This window comes from Patulibacter brassicae (assembly GCF_033949425.1).
In the GTDB taxonomy this organism is placed as follows: domain Bacteria; phylum Actinomycetota; class Thermoleophilia; order Solirubrobacterales; family Solirubrobacteraceae; genus Patulibacter; species Patulibacter brassicae.
Genome location: NZ_JAXAVX010000001.1, coordinates 665410 through 682224 on the forward strand (window position 1 = coordinate 665410; position 16815 = coordinate 682224).

General features: G+C 75.2%; 18 protein-coding genes. 6 read left to right on the forward strand and 12 right to left on the reverse strand.

Annotated features, from left to right (window positions below; genetic code table 11):
• Window positions 1–86: 86 nt before the first annotated feature.
• The 6 genes from SK069_RS03125 to uvrB all read right to left on the reverse strand — a co-directional run bounded on the left by SK069_RS03125 (window position 87) and on the right by uvrB (window position 7791).
• Window positions 87–1025, reverse strand: coding sequence for a DivIVA domain-containing protein (locus SK069_RS03125; RefSeq protein ID WP_319952719.1), 939 nt, complete (start codon window positions 1023–1025; stop codon window positions 87–89).
• A 55-nt stretch (window positions 1026–1080) separates the two neighbouring features.
• Complete coding sequence (locus SK069_RS03130; RefSeq protein ID WP_319952720.1) at window positions 1081–1953, reverse strand: HhH-GPD family protein; 873 nt, start codon at window positions 1951–1953, stop codon at window positions 1081–1083.
• Between the two features lie 73 nt (window positions 1954–2026).
• Window positions 2027–3406 (reverse strand): hypothetical protein, encoded by a 1380-nt coding sequence (locus SK069_RS03135; protein WP_319952721.1) that lies wholly within the window; start codon window positions 3404–3406, stop codon window positions 2027–2029.
• A 140-nt stretch (window positions 3407–3546) separates the two neighbouring features.
• On the reverse strand, window positions 3547–4764 hold the full coding sequence (locus SK069_RS03140; RefSeq protein WP_319953093.1) for a pyridoxal phosphate-dependent aminotransferase: 1218 nt from the start codon (window positions 4762–4764) through the stop codon (window positions 3547–3549).
• A 50-nt stretch (window positions 4765–4814) separates the two neighbouring features.
• Complete coding sequence (locus tag SK069_RS03145) at window positions 4815–5600, reverse strand: hypothetical protein (RefSeq protein WP_319952722.1); 786 nt, start codon at window positions 5598–5600, stop codon at window positions 4815–4817.
• Between the two features lie 178 nt (window positions 5601–5778).
• Window positions 5779–7791, reverse strand: a complete 2013-nt coding sequence (gene uvrB, locus SK069_RS03150) for an excinuclease ABC subunit UvrB (protein WP_319952723.1) — start codon at window positions 7789–7791, stop codon at window positions 5779–5781.
• Window positions 7792–7923: 132 nt separating this feature from the next.
• Between uvrB and SK069_RS03155 the strand changes: the two genes are divergently transcribed.
• The 3 genes from SK069_RS03155 to SK069_RS03165 all read left to right on the forward strand — a co-directional run bounded on the left by SK069_RS03155 (window position 7924) and on the right by SK069_RS03165 (window position 9335).
• The gene (locus SK069_RS03155; RefSeq protein ID WP_319952724.1) at window positions 7924–8232 is read left to right on the forward strand and encodes an ArsR/SmtB family transcription factor; all 309 of its coding nucleotides are present in this window, start codon (window positions 7924–7926) and stop codon (window positions 8230–8232) included.
• A gap of 23 nt (window positions 8233–8255) precedes the next feature.
• Window positions 8256–8531 (forward strand): hypothetical protein, encoded by a 276-nt coding sequence (locus SK069_RS03160; protein ID WP_319952725.1) that lies wholly within the window; start codon window positions 8256–8258, stop codon window positions 8529–8531.
• 72 nt (window positions 8532–8603) lie between these two features.
• Window positions 8604–9335: a class I SAM-dependent methyltransferase gene (locus tag SK069_RS03165; RefSeq protein ID WP_319952726.1), complete on the forward strand. Its 732-nt coding sequence runs from the start codon at window positions 8604–8606 to the stop codon at window positions 9333–9335.
• 16 nt (window positions 9336–9351) lie between these two features.
• On the opposite strand, the gene SK069_RS03170 is transcribed toward SK069_RS03165, so the two are convergent.
• From SK069_RS03170 to SK069_RS03195, 6 genes are all read right to left on the reverse strand, one after another.
• Entirely contained in the window at window positions 9352–10437 is a 1086-nt protein-coding gene (locus SK069_RS03170) for a type IV toxin-antitoxin system AbiEi family antitoxin domain-containing protein (protein WP_319952727.1), read from the reverse strand.
• A gap of 130 nt (window positions 10438–10567) precedes the next feature.
• A complete protein-coding gene (locus tag SK069_RS03175; protein ID WP_319952728.1) occupies window positions 10568–11146 on the reverse strand; it encodes a GNAT family N-acetyltransferase in 579 nt (192 codons plus the stop codon).
• Between the two features lie 2 nt (window positions 11147–11148).
• Window positions 11149–11706, reverse strand: coding sequence for a lytic transglycosylase domain-containing protein (locus tag SK069_RS03180; RefSeq protein WP_319952729.1), 558 nt, complete (start codon window positions 11704–11706; stop codon window positions 11149–11151).
• Window positions 11707–11785: 79 nt separating this feature from the next.
• A complete protein-coding gene (coaE, locus tag SK069_RS03185) occupies window positions 11786–12424 on the reverse strand; it encodes a dephospho-CoA kinase (protein ID WP_319952730.1) in 639 nt (212 codons plus the stop codon).
• A gap of 134 nt (window positions 12425–12558) precedes the next feature.
• Window positions 12559–13887, reverse strand: a complete 1329-nt coding sequence (rpsA, locus tag SK069_RS03190; protein ID WP_319952731.1) for a 30S ribosomal protein S1 — start codon at window positions 13885–13887, stop codon at window positions 12559–12561.
• Window positions 13888–14045: 158 nt separating this feature from the next.
• On the reverse strand, window positions 14046–14729 hold the full coding sequence (locus SK069_RS03195; protein ID WP_319952732.1) for a hypothetical protein: 684 nt from the start codon (window positions 14727–14729) through the stop codon (window positions 14046–14048).
• 137 nt (window positions 14730–14866) lie between these two features.
• On the opposite strand from SK069_RS03195, the gene SK069_RS03200 reads away from it, so the two are divergent.
• The 3 genes from SK069_RS03200 (at window position 14867) to SK069_RS03210 (ending at window position 16796) form a co-directional block, all read left to right on the forward strand.
• Window positions 14867–16126: an NAD(P)/FAD-dependent oxidoreductase gene (locus SK069_RS03200; RefSeq protein ID WP_319952733.1), complete on the forward strand. Its 1260-nt coding sequence runs from the start codon at window positions 14867–14869 to the stop codon at window positions 16124–16126.
• A 155-nt stretch (window positions 16127–16281) separates the two neighbouring features.
• The gene (locus SK069_RS03205) at window positions 16282–16590 is read left to right on the forward strand and encodes a GNAT family N-acetyltransferase (protein ID WP_319952734.1); all 309 of its coding nucleotides are present in this window, start codon (window positions 16282–16284) and stop codon (window positions 16588–16590) included.
• Entirely contained in the window at window positions 16587–16796 is a 210-nt protein-coding gene (locus SK069_RS03210; RefSeq protein ID WP_319952735.1) for a (4Fe-4S)-binding protein, read from the forward strand. The genes SK069_RS03205 and SK069_RS03210 overlap by 4 nt, the downstream gene beginning before the upstream one ends.
• Window positions 16797–16815 lie beyond the last annotated feature (19 nt).

Genomic DNA, 16815 nt, shown 5'->3' on the forward strand with positions numbered 1-16815 from the left:
CGCCGGTCCGCGGCGAGGACCTGGTCGCCCCGGTCCGGCCTTCCCCGGCGGGCCCGTCCTCCGCGGACGGACCCGGTCCGCGGGGATCAGCCGTGGCGGCTGTAGAGCTCGTCGAGCAGCCCCGCGCGGTCGGCGAGGTCGTAGTTCTCGGCGAGGTAGCGGTCGACCTCCTCGCGCGGCGTGCCGTCGAGGACCATGTTCAGCGCGACGAGGCGGGCGCCGGCGGCGTCCCCGCCCCCGCTGCCGGCGTCGTCGAGCGACGTCTGACGCGCCGGCGGGGCGGCGGGGGTCGACGGCACGACCTCCGTGCCGGCGGTCGGCGACTCCGGGTCGACGTGCGGCTCGGCGGCGACGGCCTCGCCCGGATCGATCCGGGGCTCGGCGGCCGGCGCGGGCGGCGCGGCGGGGCGCTCGACGGCGACCGGCTGCGGCGCCGGCCGCGGCGTGGGCGGGGCCACCGGCGCGGCCTCGAGCCCCCCGACCTCGGCCACCTGGCCGTGCAGCAGGGCCAGGTCGGCCTGCACGCGGTGGGCGGCGGTGCGGAGGTGCTCGAGCAGGCCGGTGACCTCGCCCTCGAGCGCCTCGACCCGCTGGAGCATGAGGGTCGTCGCCTGCTGGACGGTGGAGACGTGCCCCTGGGCCGCGGCGGCCGCCTCGCTGCGCGTGGCCTCCGCGTCGGAGCTCGCGGACTCGCGCGTGCGGCGCGCCTCGGTATCCGCGTCGCCGGTGATCCGCGCGGCCTCGCCGCGCGCCTGACGCTCGATCTCGACGGCGGTCGTCTCGGCGGCCTGGACGATCGCCCGGACCTGCTCGGACGCGGCGCTGGCCAGTGAGGAGACGACCCCCGGGTCGGCGACCGAGGCCGGCGGGGCCGGCGCGGCGGGCGTCGGCGCGTCGGCGCGCTGCTGCAGCTCCTCGACCTCGCGCGCGACGGCGGCGAGGTGCTCGTCGACGGCGGTGGTCTCGTAGCCGCGGCGCGAGATGGGGAAGTCGCGCTTCTCGATGGACTGGCGGTCGAGCGGCACTCTCAGGGTCCTTTCGGCCGGCAGACGGCGTCTTCCGCCCGCACGGCGACGGAATCTAGCGGACGGCCTGGCCGGAGTCCGCGCCCTCCCGCCCACCCGCGACCCGCACGACGCCATCCTGGTCGCGGCGCAGGAGGCCGTCGCGCACGAGCCCGGCCAGCGCCCGCTCGACGCGCTCGGCGTCGAGGTCGTCGGGCAGCGGTCCGCCCTGCGTCACCGCCGCGACGATCCGGCCGCGGACGTAGCGCGTGCTGTCCTCGAACCGCTCCCGGGTCCCGGGCGCGGCGCGCGGGCGGATCTCGACCGCGTGCGCCGACGCGCACCACGGCTCGGCAGGGCATCGCTCGCAGCCGGCGTCGCGGGCGCGGCAGATCGTGGCGCCGAGCTCCATCGCCGCCTGGTTCCACGTGGCGGGATCGTCGGGCGGCAGCAGCTCCTCGGGCGTTCCGAGCGCCAGCCGCTCGCTGATCCGCACGACGTTCGTGTCGACCGCCGCCACCGCCTCCCCGAACGCGAACGACGCCACCGCCGCCGCGGTGTAGGGCCCCACCCCCGGCAACCGGCGCAGCCCCGCGGCGTCCGTCGGCCAGCCGTCGCGCGCGACGATCGCGCAGGCGTCCTGCAGCCGCACCGCGCGGCTGTTGTACCCCAGGCCGACCCAGGCGCCGAGGACGTCGTGGCGCTCGGCATCCGCCAGCGCCGCTGCGGTCGGCCAGCGCTCGAGCCACGCCTCCCAGCGGGGGACGACGCGCGCGACCTGCGTCTGCTGGAGCATGACCTCCGAGACGAGGATCGCGTAGGGATCGCGCGTCCGGCGCCACGGCAGGTTCCGCGCCGCGCGGCGGTACCAGCCGAGCACGGCCGCGACCGCCTCGTCGCGTCGCCGCAGGTCGTCGAGCGACGGGGCCCGGGAGGCGTCGGCGCGCACGCCGACACGGTAGCCCGAGCGGCCGACGACGCGCTGGGTCCCGCGGCGCCGGGCGCGCCGCGGGACGGTCCGGCTACTTCTTCCGGTTGGCCGGGAAGTAGTACGTGCGGCCCTTGTGGGTCACGCGCACCGACAGCGTCTGCCGGCTCGTGATCGTGCCCGGACGCAGGGCGCGGTAGGCGAGCTCGATCCGACGGGTGTCGAGCTTCGCCGAGACGATGTACGTCAGGCGACCGCCGGCGCGGGTCTTCAGGCCCGTCTTGACGAGGCGCCGCTTGCCGTCGCGCGTGCGGTGGTAGACGTCGACGAGCGCCCCGCGGATGCCCTTGCCGCGGCTGTCGACGACGTAGCCGCGGATGAGCGGCCGCGCCCCGCGCTTGATCGTGGTCCTCCGGTGGTGGATGCGGCCGTTCTTCCCGGCCGGGAACCACGCGCGCAGGCGCGCCTTGAGCAGCCGCGCCGCCTCGTCGGGCGTGCCGGTGCGCTCGCCGTTGCCGCTGCCGCCCGGCGCGGTGCTGCCGTTGGGCCGCGGGAACTGCGTCGCGTGGACCGCGGCGGAGTTGCCCGCGGCGTCCTCGACCTCGGTCAGCACCGTGTGCGGACCCGGGGCGAGCTTGCGGTAGTCGACGGCGATCTCGCGTCCGGTGACGCCCAGCGGGCACGGCTGCGGGGCGGTGAACTGGTACGGGTTGCCGTCGGCCGGATCGGCGTCGGCGCAGGTGCCGTCGCCCAGCGGCTGGGTCGCGAGCGGCTGGCCGTCGACGGTCGTGTGGGTGCGGTAGAGCCCGCCGCCCTGGTCGGCCGCGTCGAAGCGGACCTTCAGCACGCCCGAGCTCTCGCCGTCGTCGGCGACGACGAGGTTGGAGACGGTCGGCTTGACGGCGTCCTTCAGCCCGACGATCGCCTGGGCGACGTCGAGCGAGAGGCCGTTGGACGTGCAGTACCCGAGCCCGCCGTTGTTGCACGAGACGAGGAAGCGCACCGAGCTCGCCTCGAGGCCCTCCTTGCGCAGCTCGCCGTCGAGGTCCGACGGGCAGTCGGTGCCCTGCTTCTCGCAGCTCTCCAGCTGCGTGCCGTTCGTCTCGGCGCGGTACGCGACGCGCGACTCAGCGCCCGCGGCGGCGAGCCCAGACGTCGTCCGGCGGGCGACGAGGCGGACGATCGGCAGCCCGGGGGGCGCGTCGAAGCTCCAGACCGCGCGGGCGCCGAACGCCGGATTCAGGCCGATCGCGGAGCGCAGCGCGCCGCCGGAGGCGCAGCCGTTGGAGGTCTCGATGCCGGGGGCGCTGGGCGATGCGGTCCAGCCGGCGGCCCCGATCGGGGCGCCGTTCGGACCCTTGCAGGCGTAGACGGAGTAGGTGCCGTCGGCGGCGGACGCTGACGGGGCGAGCGCCAGGGCGATCGGCACGGACAGGGCGAGCGGCGCGGCACGGAGCAGCGGGCGTCGGAGCACGGGGGTCCTTCTTCGGGGGGATGCGGTCGGGCCGCGGGGGCGGCCGAGTGGCCTGAACCTACCGGGCACCTCCCCGTCCGGTGCGCACGGAACCGTGCAGGCTCCCACCGGTCGTCCGGCCCGTGGCCGCGCCCGCGCGGTCAGCCGCGCAGCGATGCGAGGCGCTCGGCCGCCTCGTCGAGCACCGCGTCCTGCTTGCAGAACGCGAAGCGCACGAGGGAGCGACCGGCCGACGGGTCGTCGTAGAAGCCGGCGGTCGGCACCGCGACCACCCCGCAGCGCTCCGGCAGCTCGCGGCAGAAGCGCAGCCCGTCCTCCTCCCCCACCGAGCGCACGTCGACCGTCACGAAGTACGTGCCCGCCGAGGGCAGGACCTCGAGCCCGGCGGCCCGCAGGCCGTCCTGCAGCCGGTCGCGCTTGCCGGCCAGCGCGGTCGCGGCGTCGGTGAAGAACGACGCCTCGTAGCCGAGCCCGTGCGCGACCGCGTGCTGGAGCGGCCCGTGCCCGGAGAAGGTGAGGAACTGCTTGGCCGCGGCGATCGCGTCGACGAGCTCCGCCGGACCGCTCGCCCAGCCGACCTTCCAGCCCGTCACCGCGAACGTCTTGCCCGCCGAGCCGATGGTGATCGTGCGCTCCGCCATCCCCGGGAACGTCGCCAGCGGCAGGTGCTCGCCGTCGAAGGCCTGGTGCTCGTAGACCTCGTCGCAGATCGCGATCAGGTCGTGCTCGACGCACAGCGCGGCGATCTCCGTCAGCTCGTCGCGGGTGAAGACCTTGCCCGTCGGGTTGTGCGGCGAGTTCAGGACGAGCAGGCGGGCCGGGGCGCCACCGCCGGGCACGCCGCCCGAGGCGTCGCCCTGGGCGCCGCCGGAGACCGCCGCGCGGAGCTGCTCGAGGTCGAAGGCGAAGCCCGGGGCCCGGAGCGTCACGGGCCGCCGCACGCCGCCGGCCATCGCGATGCAGGCGGCGTAGCAGTCGTAGTACGGCTCGAACGCGACGACGGCGTCGCCCGGCTCGCAGAGGCCGAGGAAGGCGGCCGCGAGGGCCTCGGTCGCGCCCACCGTCGCCTGCACCTGGGTGTCGGGATCGAGCGCCAGGCCGTAGAAGCGCGACTGGTGCGCGGCGACGGCCTCGCGCAGCTCGGGACGCCCGCGCGCCGGCTCGTACTGGTTCGGACCCTCGCGCAGCGCGCGGGCGGCGAGCTCCAGGAGCTCGACCGGCCCGTCGAGGTCGGGGAAGCCCTGGCCGAGGTTGATCGCGCCGGTCCGCTGGGCCAGCTGGGTCATCTCGACGAAGATCGAGGTGCCCAGTCCCTGGAGGCGCTGGGCGAGGCGGGGGCGCGGAACCGAGTCGACGATCGCGCGATCATCGCATCTCGCCGCACGGCCACCGGCACGGGGCGGTTCGATCACCGTCCGACGGTCAGCCGCACGCGCGGCAGATCGCGCACCGCCGCGGTGGTGCACCGCTGCGTCGCCGGCGCGGCGTCGTCGCGGAGCCAGGGACGGAGGCGTCCGGCCCGCGGGTCCTGGCGCAGGACGCGCACGCCGGGACGGCCGCGCGGGCCCCGCACCACGCCGCGCAGCCCGTTGAGGCAGAGCACGCCCGTCGCATCGCCGGTGGCGAGGCCCCGGACGTCGGGCACGACCGCCCGGCGCGCGCCGGGCGTCGGCGCGACGGCGTCCGGGATCGCGCCGAACGGCGTCGGTGCCTGCTGGCGCGGCCCGCGGACGCGCCGGCCGGCGATCGGCGTCGCCAGCGGGACCGTGATCGGCGGGTGCCGCACGGCGATCGCCGGGCAGGCGACCATCGCCTCCGGCGCGGGCTCGGAGACGACGACGCGGACCTCGATCCGGGACGCCGTCTCCCGGACGCTCGCCCGCGGCGAGCTCCCGCAGGCGCCGCCGTAGCCGGGGTCGACGACGATCGCGCCGCCGCGGCGGGCGCTGCCGGTGAGCGTCCAGGCGACCTCGCGCTCCACCGTCGGATATCCCGGCCGGATCGGGTCCACGACCACCGGTCCGCCGACGGCCGGCGCGGCGCCCACGGGCGACGCGCCCGCGAGCAGCGCCCCGGCCGCCGCGGTCCCGGCGACCGGGGCCAGGAGCCGGACGGGGCCCCTGGGCACGAGACGACCGGAGACGCGGCGACCAGGGACGCGACGACCGAGGACGAGGCGGCGGGGGACGCGCATGGGCCGATCCTCCCATGCGCGGCGACGTGCCATCCGATCCGGCCGCGGCCCGGGCCGCCGCGACCCGGCCGAGCACCGCCCGGTCGACGTCGACGCCCCGCCGAGTCGGCCTCGCCCCGCCGGTGGTCGGTGCCGCGGCGTCCCGGGTACGGTGGCCCCGGGCGCCGTGGCCCCGCGCTCAGTGCCCGATCGCCTCGCGCCGCTCGATCACGCCGCGCAGCTCGCGCAGGTCGTCGCGCAGCGCCGCGGCGTGCTCGAAGCGCAGCTCCTCGGCCGCGGCGAGCATCTCCTCCTCCAGCGCGACGGCGCGCTCCTGGAGCTGCTCGATCGTCAGCGCGTCGGTCTCCTCCTGCGCCGCCCGGCGCCGCTTGCCCTTCGGCAGCTTCGACTCGGACTGCAGGAACTCGGCGATGTCGCTGACGCCCTTCTTGATCGTCGTCGGCGTGATCCCGTGCTCCTCGTTGTAGGCGAGCTGGATCGCGCGACGGCGATCGGTCTCCTCGAGCGCGGCCTCCATCGCCGCCGAGCGCCGGTCGGCGTACATGATCACCCGGCCGTCGGTGTTGCGCGCCGCGCGACCGATCGTCTGGATCAGCGAGGTCTCGCCGCGGAGGAACCCCTCCTTGTCCGCGTCGAGGATCGCGACGAGGGAGACCTCCGGCAGGTCGAGGCCCTCGCGCAGGAGGTTGACGCCGACGAGCGCGTCGAACTCGCCGAGCCGCAGGTCGCGGATGATCTGGATCCGCTCGAGCGTGTCGACCTCGGAGTGCAGGTAGCGGACCTTGAACCCGTGCTCCAGCAGGTACGTCGTCAGGTCCTCGGCCATCTTCTTCGTGAGGGTCGTGACGAGCGTGCGCTCGTCGCGCTCCACGCGCGCCCGGATCTCGTTCATCAGGTCGTCGACCTGGCCGCGCGTCGGGCGCACGTCGACCTCCGGATCGACGATGCCGGTCGGACGGACGATCTGCTCGACGACCTGCTCGGACCGCGTGCGCTCGAACTGCCCCGGCGTCGCGGAGACGAAGACGAGCTGCGGCGCGATCGAGAGGAACTCGTCGAACGTCTGGGGCCGGTTCCCCAGCGCGCTGGGCAGGCGGAAGCCGTAGTCCACGAGCGTCTGCTTGCGCGAGCGGTCGCCCTCGTACATGCCGCCGATCTGCGGCACGGTCTGGTGGGACTCGTCGAGGAACACGACGAAGTCCTCGGGGAAGTAGTCCAGGAGGCAGTAGGGCCGCTCGCCGGGACCGCGCCCGTCCATGATCTGCGAGTAGTTCTCGATGCCGTTGCAGAAGCCCATCTCCCGCAGCATCTCCATGTCGTAGCGGGTGCGCTGCTGCAGCCGGTGGCTCTCGAGCTGCTTGCCCTGCTCCTCGAGCTCCCGCACCCGGTGGTCGAGCTCGCGCCCGATCTCGCCCACGACCCGCTCCATGTGCCCCTCGGGCGTCGTGTAGTGCGACGCCGGCCAGACCGCGACGTGCTCGAGGTCGTCCTCCAGGAGCTCACCGGTCAGCGGATCGATGTGCTGCAGGCGCTCGACCTCGTCGCCGAAGAGCACGATCCGGTACGTCGTCTCCGCGTACTGCGGGAAGACGTCGATCGTCTCGCCCTTCACGCGGAACGTGCCGCGCTGCAGCGCGGTGTCGTTGCGGGCGTACTGGATGTGGACGAGCTTCGCCAGGAGCTCGTCGCGATCGACGAGGTCGCCGCGCTTGACGACGATGAGGTTGCGGTCGTAGGTCTCTGGCGAGCCGAGGCCGTAGATCGCGGACACCGAGGCGACGATGAGCACGTCGCGGCGGGCGAAGAGCGCCGCCGTCGCGGCGTGGCGCAGGCGGTCGATCTCCTCGTTGATCGCCGAGTCCTTCTCGATGTAGAGGTCCTTCGACGGGACGTACGCCTCGGGCTGGTAGTAGTCGTAGTAGCTGACGAAGTACTCGACGGCGTTGTTGGGGAAGAACGTCCGGAACTCGTTGCAGAGCTGCGCTGCGAGCGTCTTGTTGTGCGCCATGACGAGCGCCGGCCGCTGGAGCCGCTCGATCGACGCGGCCATCGTCATCGTCTTCCCGGTGCCCGTGGCGCCCAGGAGCGTCGTGTAGCGCGCGCCGCTCTCGACGTGGGACACGATCTCGTCGATCGCCTGCGGCTGGTCGGCCATCGGCGTCCAGCCGGGGGCGAGACGGAACTCGGGCATCCCCTCGAATGTAGCGAGCCGGGCGACGGAACGGGCGAACAGACGTTCGCCGTCCCGCCGCGTCGCGGGCGCGTGGGGGCGCCGCGAGCGGGCGTCGCATCGGGTGCCCACCCCGGCGGTAGGCTCGCGCCCGTGACCACCTCCGACGTCGCTCCGACGGACGTCCCGCTGCTGGAGGTCCTCCAGGCGCTCGCCGATCCGGTGCGCCTGGCGATCGTCCGCGACCTGGCGGACGGCAGCGAGCGCCCCTGCGGCGCGTTCGCGCCCCAGCTCTCGAAGGCCACCCGCTCCCACCACCTCCGCGTGCTGCGCGAGGCGGGGCTCACCGCCACGCGGCAGGAGGGCACGCGCCGGCTCGTCAGCCTGCGCCGGGAGGCGTGCGAGGAGGCCTACCCCGGGCTCCTCGCCGCCGTGCTCGACGGCTCGGCCGTCCCGGCCTGACCCCCGCCGCGTACGCTGCGCGCGTGAGCTCCTGGGGCACGGCCGCCGACGTCCACCGGCTGCGCGAGGCGCTGCGCGGCATGCAGGAGCGGATCGCGGCGCTCGAGCGTGCCGTCGACGGGATCGCCCGCCACGTCGGCTGGGCCCCGCCGCCCGAGCCGGACGTCCCGCCGCTGCCTCCCGAGGTGCTCGCCCGCCTGGCGCGCGGGGATCGTCCCGGCGCGGTGCAGGCGCTCGCGGTCGCCCGCGGCGTGAGCCTGCACCTCGCCACGCGCGAGCTCGACGAGCGCGGGGCGTGACCCTGCGCCCCTCCCGGCCGCCGACGTCCGGGGACGGCGATCCCCGCGGAACGACCATCTAGATTTCCGGCGATGGCGGAGATCGACCCGAACTTCCCCTACGGCCTCGACCGCCCCCGCCAGGTCCGCGGGCTCGCCGGGATCGGGATGCTCGCCGGCGTGCTCACCCTCGTGGCCGCCGTCGTCGTGGACGTCGCGACCGCCGAGGCCGTGGTCGTGCTGCTCCTGCTGGCGACCTGCATCGGCGCGTTCCTCGCGAGCGCCCTGATGTTCCGGACCTCCCGCACGACGAAGATCCGCGCCGTCGACGACGTGCTCGACGGGCTCGAGCTGCGGGGCGACGAGCGCGCCCTCGACCTCGGCTGCGGGAGCGGCCTGCTCTGCGCCGGCCTCGCCGTGCGCCTGCCGGCCGGCGACGTCGTCGGCGTCGACGCCTGGGTCGAGCACCACCTGCAGCCCAACGGCAAGCCGCTCGCCCGGACGACGCTCCACGCGGCGGGCGTGAAGGGCGTCCACCTGCGGACGGGGTCGATGCGGGAGCTGCCGGTCGAGGACGGCGCCGTCCAGCTCGCCGTCTCGCGCGACGCCCTCTCCCTGCTCCCGGGCCCCGTCGCCCGCGACGAGGTCGTCGCCGAGCTCCTGCGCGTCGTGCGCCCGGGCGGCCGGGTCGCGCTCCTGGAGCCGTTCGTCGCGCGCGACCTCGCCGCTCGCCTGACCTCGGCCGGCTTCACCGACGTCACCGTCGGCCCGCGGCGCTGGTCCCTCATGCCGCCGCACCGCCTCGTCACCGCCCGTCGCCCCTGACCCGAGGCGCCGGGGCTCAGTCAGTTCGCTCCACGTGTCGGCCGGATCTGGCCGAGCCCCCGCCAGACCACCCGCGACGGGCCGCGATCCGCTCGATCCGCTCAGCGGTGCGTCGCCGCGCGGCTCGGCCGGTGACGTGCGTGCGCATCACGCGGACCGTCTCCCATCCCGCCGCTGACGCCTCCGCGTCACGCGCCGCGTCGGCGGCCCGGCCCTGGGTCGTGACGTGGGCGCCGCCGCCGTCGGCCTCCACGGCGAGGCGCAGGTCCGGCCGGGCGAAGTCGAACCGGTAGGACCCCGCCGAGGTGTGGAGCGGGTGCTGCGACGACCACGGAGCCAGGCCGGTCTCCCGCTCCAGGAACGTCCCGACGAGGATCTCGAGCGGCGACGTTCCGTCGGCGAGCAGGTCCGGATCCGCGCGCCGCATGGCGGCCAATCCCGGGTGGGTGGGGATGCGCCGACGGAGCGAGTCGATGCTCCGTGCGTCGAGCTGCCCGAGGAACTGCGCCTCGCGAATCAGGCTCCGGAGCCGCGCCGGAGTGACGGCGTCCGCGACGTCGACCAGCGCGCGCGTGGGGGCGACGCAGGGCATCCGCCCGTGCCAGATCCGATCCTCCGGCGCCAGGCACGCGACGACGTGGCCGCGCACCCCGGGGTTCCGGGTGGCGCGCCGTCCGGGCCCGACGACGGTCGCATCGTGCACCGCCGGTTCGACGCGGACGATCCCGGCGACCTGCAGCGCCGACCAGTGGCTCAGCACGACGGTCCCGTCCGGTCGCGGCGGGTGTCGCAGCGGCCAGGGCGCCGCGTCCTCGGTCGCGCAGGCCGGAGGCCGTTCACCATTCCGGCGAGCGTTCGGAGCACGCCGGACCGGCGGCGGCGTCGACGCCCGGTCGATGCCGGCGGCCAGGAGCGCTGCCCAGCGCCGGCCCTCGACGCCGACCACCGGCGTCAGCGCGTAGACCCCGCGCGCCAACCGGTACAGCCGCCCGCGGGCGACGCGTCGAGCGATCGACGTCGACGAGACGCCCGCCGCGTGCAGCTGGCGCACCGAGATCACCCCGCCCTGGGCCCCGGCGATCGTCTCGACGGCTCCGTCCACACGCTGATCCTCCTGCCGGGAGCACGGCGCGTTCGCGCCGACACCGTGCCGATCCCGTGTCTGTGCGGAGAGGGAGGTCAGTTCGTTCCGACGGGTGGAACGATCTGGCCGTCCCTCGGTCGGCTGGCCGTCAGAGCTCGTGGACGAGGACGACCTGGTCGCGGTCGTCGCCGTCCGCGACGCGGATCGCGCGCGGGATCCGGGCGACCTCGCGATACCCGGCGCGCGCGTAGAACTGCTCGAGCCCCTCACCCCCGCGGACCGTCAGGTGGAGCATCTCCAGGCCCTCGTCCCGCGCCATCTCGGCGATCCCGTCGAGCAGGAGCAGGCCGAGCTGGCGGCCCTGGTGGTCGGGGTGGATCTGGACGCGCAGGACCCAGCGCCAGTGGCCGGACAGCAGCCGGTCGTTGTCGGCGACGAACGCGAAGCCCGCCACGTCGCCGGCGGTGCCCGCCCCGGCGCCCGCCGGATCGCGCACCACGACGAGCCAGTCGCGACCGGCGGCCACCCGACGCAGGGCCCCGTCGAGCGCCGGGGCGACGTCCTGGGCGCCGACGGGCGGCACGAAGCCGACCCATCCGCCGGCGTTCGAGACGTCGACCCAGATCCGCAGGAGCCGGGCGCGGAGCGCCGCGTCGACGCGGCCGATCCGCTCGACCCGCGTCCCGCCGACGGCGCGTGAGCGATCGGGAGCATCGCTGCCGGGCACCGTCAGTCGAGCCCCAGCTGCTTCGGGTACGTCGCGCGGTAGTCGCGGCGGGCCGACAGGACCTTCGCGACGTAGTTGCGGGTCTCGGGGAACGTGATGTCCCGCAGGCGGAACGACGCCCCGCGACCGCGGGCCTCGTTCAGCCACCGCTGGGCGTTCTCCGGGCCGGCGTTGTAGCCCGCCAGCGCGAGCGGGACCGAGCCGTCGAACCGCTCGAGCATGTGCCGCAGCCGCCAGGATCCGTAGGCGATGTTCACCTGGGGCGTGTGCAGGTCGCTGAGCTCGAAGCTCGTGGCGCCCGACTGCCGGGCGATGTCGCGCGCGGTGTCGGGCGTGATCTGCATCAGGCCCTCCGCGCCGGCGTGGGAGACCTGGTTGTCGCGGAAGCGCGACTCGGCGTAGATCACCGCGGCGATCAGCGACGGGTCCAGCCCCTTCTCGCGCGCCTGCTGCCGGATGATGTCCTCGTGCCGGAGGGGCAGCCGGATCTCGTCGACGACGTCGGGGACCCGCTGGCTCAGGACGACGGCCGCGAGCCCGACGACGCCGAGCAGCGCCACGAGCAGCAGGACGAGTCGCGGACCGCGCCGGCCGCCGCCCGAGCGTCGCCGCGGTAGGCGGAGGTGCGGGGTCCGGTGCTCACGGGGCGAGGGCGTCGAGGATCGCGGCCAGCCGCTCCTCGAGCTGCTGGACCGTTCCGTCGTTCACCACGGTGTACGTCGCCCGGGCCGCCTTCTCCTCCTGCGCGAGGTGGCGGGCCTCCCGGCCCTCGATCCCGTCGTGCCCGCGCTGACGGGCGCGATCGCTGCGCAGGTCGTCCGGGGCGACGATCGCGATCGTCGCGTCGTAGGCGGCCTCCATGCCGGCCTCGAAGAGCAGCGGCGTCTCGACGACGGCGGCGCGGGCCGGGGGGTGCTGCGCGGCCGCGTCCTCGCGGAAGGCGACGACCGCCGCGCCGACGCGCGGCCAGATCTGCTGCTCCAGCCACGCCCGCTCGTCGGCGTCGTGGAAGACGACCTTCGCGATCTCGGCGCGGTCGACGGTGCCGCTCGGCGCCACCCGGCTGCCCCAGCGCGCGACCACGAGGTCCCGGAGCTCCTCCCCCGCGTACAGCTCGTGCACGACCTCGTCGGTCGAGAGCGTCCGCGCGCCGAGCCGCTCGAGCGCCGCGAGCGCCGTCGACTTGCCGGCGGCCAGGCCGCCGGTGAGCCCGACGAACGGCACGCTCGGCGGGGCGGCGGGAGACGCGGCGACGGGCGTCTGGGGATCGACCGACATCGGCACCTCACCGTACCGAGCCGACCCGTCGTCCCGCGTCCCTGGCCCGCGAACGACGACGGCCCGCGGTGATCCGCGGGCCGTCGATCAGGTCGGCGGGCGCGCGCCGAGCGCGCGCCGGTCCGGTCCGGGGCTCAGGCCTCGGTCTCGCCCTCCGGGGCGTCGCCCTCGGCGGCGGCGTCGGACGCCTCGCCCTCGGCCGTCTCGCCCTCGGCGGCCTCGGCCTCGACCTCACCGGTCGGCGCGTCGTCGGAGAACGACTGCTCGATCGGACCGAGGTCGTCGGAGCCGCCCGACGTGTGGGCGAGCTCGTCGCCCTCGTCGGCGGTGACCTCGCGGCGCGGCAGCACCTGGCCCTCGACCCGCTTGACCGACAGCGACAGGCGACGGCGATCGTCGTCGATCTCGAGGATCTTGACCTTGACGTCGTCGCCCGGGTGGACGACCTCGCGCGGGCTCTCGACGTGGTGGGCGGCCAGCTCCGAGATGTGGACCAGGCCCTCGACGCCCTCCATGATCTCGACGAACGCGCCGAAGGTGACGACCTTCGTGACGGTGCCCTCGAGCTCGTCGCCGACGTTGTACGTGTCGACGACCCGCTGCCACGGGTCCTCCTGGGTCTGCTTGAGACCCAGCGAGATCCGCTGGCGATCGCGGTCGATGTCGAGGACCTTCACCTGGACGGTGTCGCCGATCGCGACGACCTCGCTCGGGTGGTTGACGTGCGTCCAGGACAGCTCGCTGATGTGGATCAGGCCGTCGATGCCGTTGAGGTCCACGAACGCGCCGAAGTCGACGATGTTCGAGATCTGGCCCTCGACGATGACGCCCGGCTGCAGGACGTCCAGGATCGCCTGGCGCTGCTCCTTGCGCTCCTCCTCGAGCACCGCGCGACGCGACAGCACGACGTTGTTGCGCTGGCGGTTGAGCTCGATGACCTTGCACTCGATGATCGTGTGCAGGTACTCGTCGAGGTTCGGGACGCGCCGGATGTCGACGAGCGAGGCCGGCAGGAAGCCGCGGACGCCGAGGTCGATGATCAGGCCGCCCTTGACGACCTCGATGACCGTGCCCTCGACCGGCTCGCCGGTCTCCTGCGCAGCCTCGATCCGCTTCCAGGCGCGCTCGTAGCGGGCCTGCTTGCGGCTGACCTTGAGGCGACCCTCGTCGTCCTCCTTCGTGAGGACGAGGACCTCGACCTCCTCGCCGAGCTCCACCTCCTCGTTCGGATCCGCGTTGCGGCGGATCGACAGCTCCTGCTGCGGGATGACGCCTTCGGACTTGTATCCGACGTCGACCCACACCTCGTCCGGGTCGATGCGAACGACCTGGCCGGTGATCACGTCACCTTCGCCGAAGGGCGGGAAGGTGGCGTCGTAGTTGGGGACAATGTTCCCGTCGACGTTCAGGAGAAGGCCATCGGAGCCTTCGACGACCGTCGCGGGGGTCTCGGTGGTGGACATAGAGACGGAGAAGGGTAGCGCGGCCCCACCTCCCGACGCGGCCCGCCTCCGCCGGTGCCCGCCCTGCCCGGCGTCGAGGGCCGCCCGGCGCCCCGCGCGGCCGCGGTCGGGCCCTCGATCGACGCGGCGAGACGGCCGGCGGATCGAGGGATCGCGGCTCAGTAGGACAAGCCCGCCAGGAGCGGCAGCAGGGCCACGAGCGGCGCCACGGTCGCCGCGCCGTCCTCGCGCGCGAGGACGTACCGCTGGACCCGACGGATCCCGAGGTGCATCGTGCGGGCGTAGTCGGTCTGGTTGCTGCTCAGCGACGGGAACAGCAGCTCGAGCACGTCCGGGCTCGTCGAGAGCCCCGGCACCGCCGGTGCCAGCGCGCCGACCGGCGTCCCGTCCGCCAGCGCGACGGGCCACGGCCCGTCGCCGGCAGTCGTCAGGGCGGCGACCTCCGGGCCGTCGGGCGCGGTCTCCAGCACGAGCCGCTCGCCCTGCACATCGCGGCGGGAGCGGCCGAGGGCCGAGCCGTCGGCGTCCGTGACGGTGACCGTCGGCGGGTCGGCGTTCACGCTCGAGAACCTCGCGAGCACGACCTCGTCCGCACCGAGCAGCTCGGCGTGGACGTCGTTGCCGCCGTCCATCCCGGTGAGCGTCACCGCCTGCCACATCCCGCGGCGCAGGCGCCCGCCGCGGTGCGTCCGGCGCGTGGCGGCGAGGACCGTGCCGTCGGCGTCCTCGAGCGTCCAGTGGTGGCGGTTGGCGACGAGCCCGGCGCGGAACCGCGCCACGAGGGCGCGCGGCTCGGCGAGCGCGTCCAGGGAGGTGATCGTCGGGGGCGGCTCGTCGCTCATCGTCCGGGGGAGCGTCGCCGAGGCCGCGCGCGTGCGCGACCGGACGGCCACCCTGAGCTTTCCGCGCCGGCCGCGCGGGCGCGGCCGGTCCTCCCGGCGCGGCGGCGTCGGACCGCCCGCGGGTACCATCGCCGCCGATGCCGGTCCGAGCCACCAAGCGCGGTGACGAGCGCACGCCGATCGACCTCGACTGCGACGTCCTGATCTGCGGCGCGAGCTTCGCGGGGCTCGCCGCGGCCCGCGAGCTCGCGGGCACGGTGAAGGACGACGGCTCGCCGCTGCGCGTCGTGGTGCTCGATCGCTACGAGATCGGCGAGCGCGCGACATCGGCCTGCGCCGCCCCGCTGCCGTGGATCGAGGGCCTGGGGCTCGGCGCCGCCGTCCGGCAGGTGTTCCCGGAGATCGTTCTGCGGACGCGTCGCAAGCGCTTCGCCTGGACCCTGCCCCAGCCGTTCTGCACGTTCGACTACCAGCTGCTCTGCCGCCTGCTCGCCGAGCAGGGGGACTTCGTCTTCGAGACCGCGAAGATCGAGGGCCGCGTCGGGCCGGACGGCGAGCTGACCGGCGCCGACGCCCCCGGCGGCGCCCGCCCGCCGGCGAGCGAGGACGTCATCACGATCCGGACCGACCGGGGCGAGGTCCGCGCGCCGCTCGTCGTCGACGCGCTCGGCTGGCGCCGCGTGCTCGCGCCGGCGGAGGAGGACAACATCCAGCCGCCGGAGGCCTACCTCTCCCGCGGGCTCGAGGTCCATCCGCACGGCAGCTCCGGCGAGCTCGAGCTCTTCCTCGACCCGACGTACGTGCCCGCGGGCTACTCGTGGGTCTTCCCGGCCGACCACGAGGTCCGCGTCGGCGTCGGCTCGTTCGACCCGAAGTACCACGTGAAGGACCCGACGCTGCGCCTGGCGGCCGACCTGGACTGGGATCCCGTCCGGTTCCAGGGCAACTGGATCCCGCACAAGCTGCGCCCGGCGACCGGCGGCGGGATCTTCTTCGCGGGCGACAGCGCCGGTCACTGCCTGCCGCTCTCGGCCGAGGGCATCCGCCCGGCGCTGTACTTCGGCCTCGCGCTCGGGCGCGAGCTGCGGCTCGTCGCCGAGGGACGCCAGACGCGCGAGCAGGCGCTGCGCCGCTACGCCGCGCTCTCGGCCGAGAAGGCCGCCGCGTACGCGTGGCTCCTGCGCTTCCAGCGCCTGACGGGCTGGCTCGTGCCCAGGACGCGCGCGGTCACCGGCGCGGTGACGCTCTGCTCGCCGCAGGCGATCAACGCCCGCGCCTGGTCGATGTACCTCGGCGCGTTCCCGCCGTCGTTCATCGGCGCGCCGCCGGGCGGCGCCCCGGACCGTCCGGCCGACGCGGGCGACGACGCCGCCCCCGCGCTGCCCGCCGCCGCCTGACCCCCCCGCCGGGCATCGCCGACCCGGGCCCGGGGACGGCCGGACGCACGCGCCCCGCCGCACGGCGCCCGCGCTGCCGGGCCGCTCCGGGGCGGGTGTCACGATGTGGCCGAGCGCCGGGCCTGCTCCCGATCGCCCGGCGGAGAGGAACGCAGATGGCCACCGAGGTCCGAGACAACCCCGAGCAGCACCGGTTCGAGGCGCACACCGAGGACGGCCTCGCCGGCTTCGCGGAGTACCAGCTCGTCCGGGGCGACCGGATCGTCTTCACCCACACCGAGGTCGACCCGGCCTTCGGCGGTCGCGGCATCGGCACGACCCTCGTGGCGGGCGCGCTGGACGCCGCCGTCGAGCGCGGCCTGGCGATCGTCCCGATCTGCCCGTTCGTGGCGCGCTACGTGCACGAGCACCCGGACGCGTACGTCGAGCACCTCGACGAGCGGATCCGCAAGGCGTTCGGATGACGGTCAAGCGCTACACGCGAGAGGGAGCGACGGTGACCTTCGACGGCGAGCGCTGCCGGCACGCGGCCGAGTGCGTCCGCGGGCTGCCCGCGGTGTTCGACACGTCGCGCCGTCCGTGGATCCAGCCCGAGGGCGCGACGATCGACGAGCTGGACGCCGTCATCGCGCGCTGCCCGTCCGGCGCCTTGCAGCTGCTGCGCGACTGAGGGCCGCGCCGGCGACGCC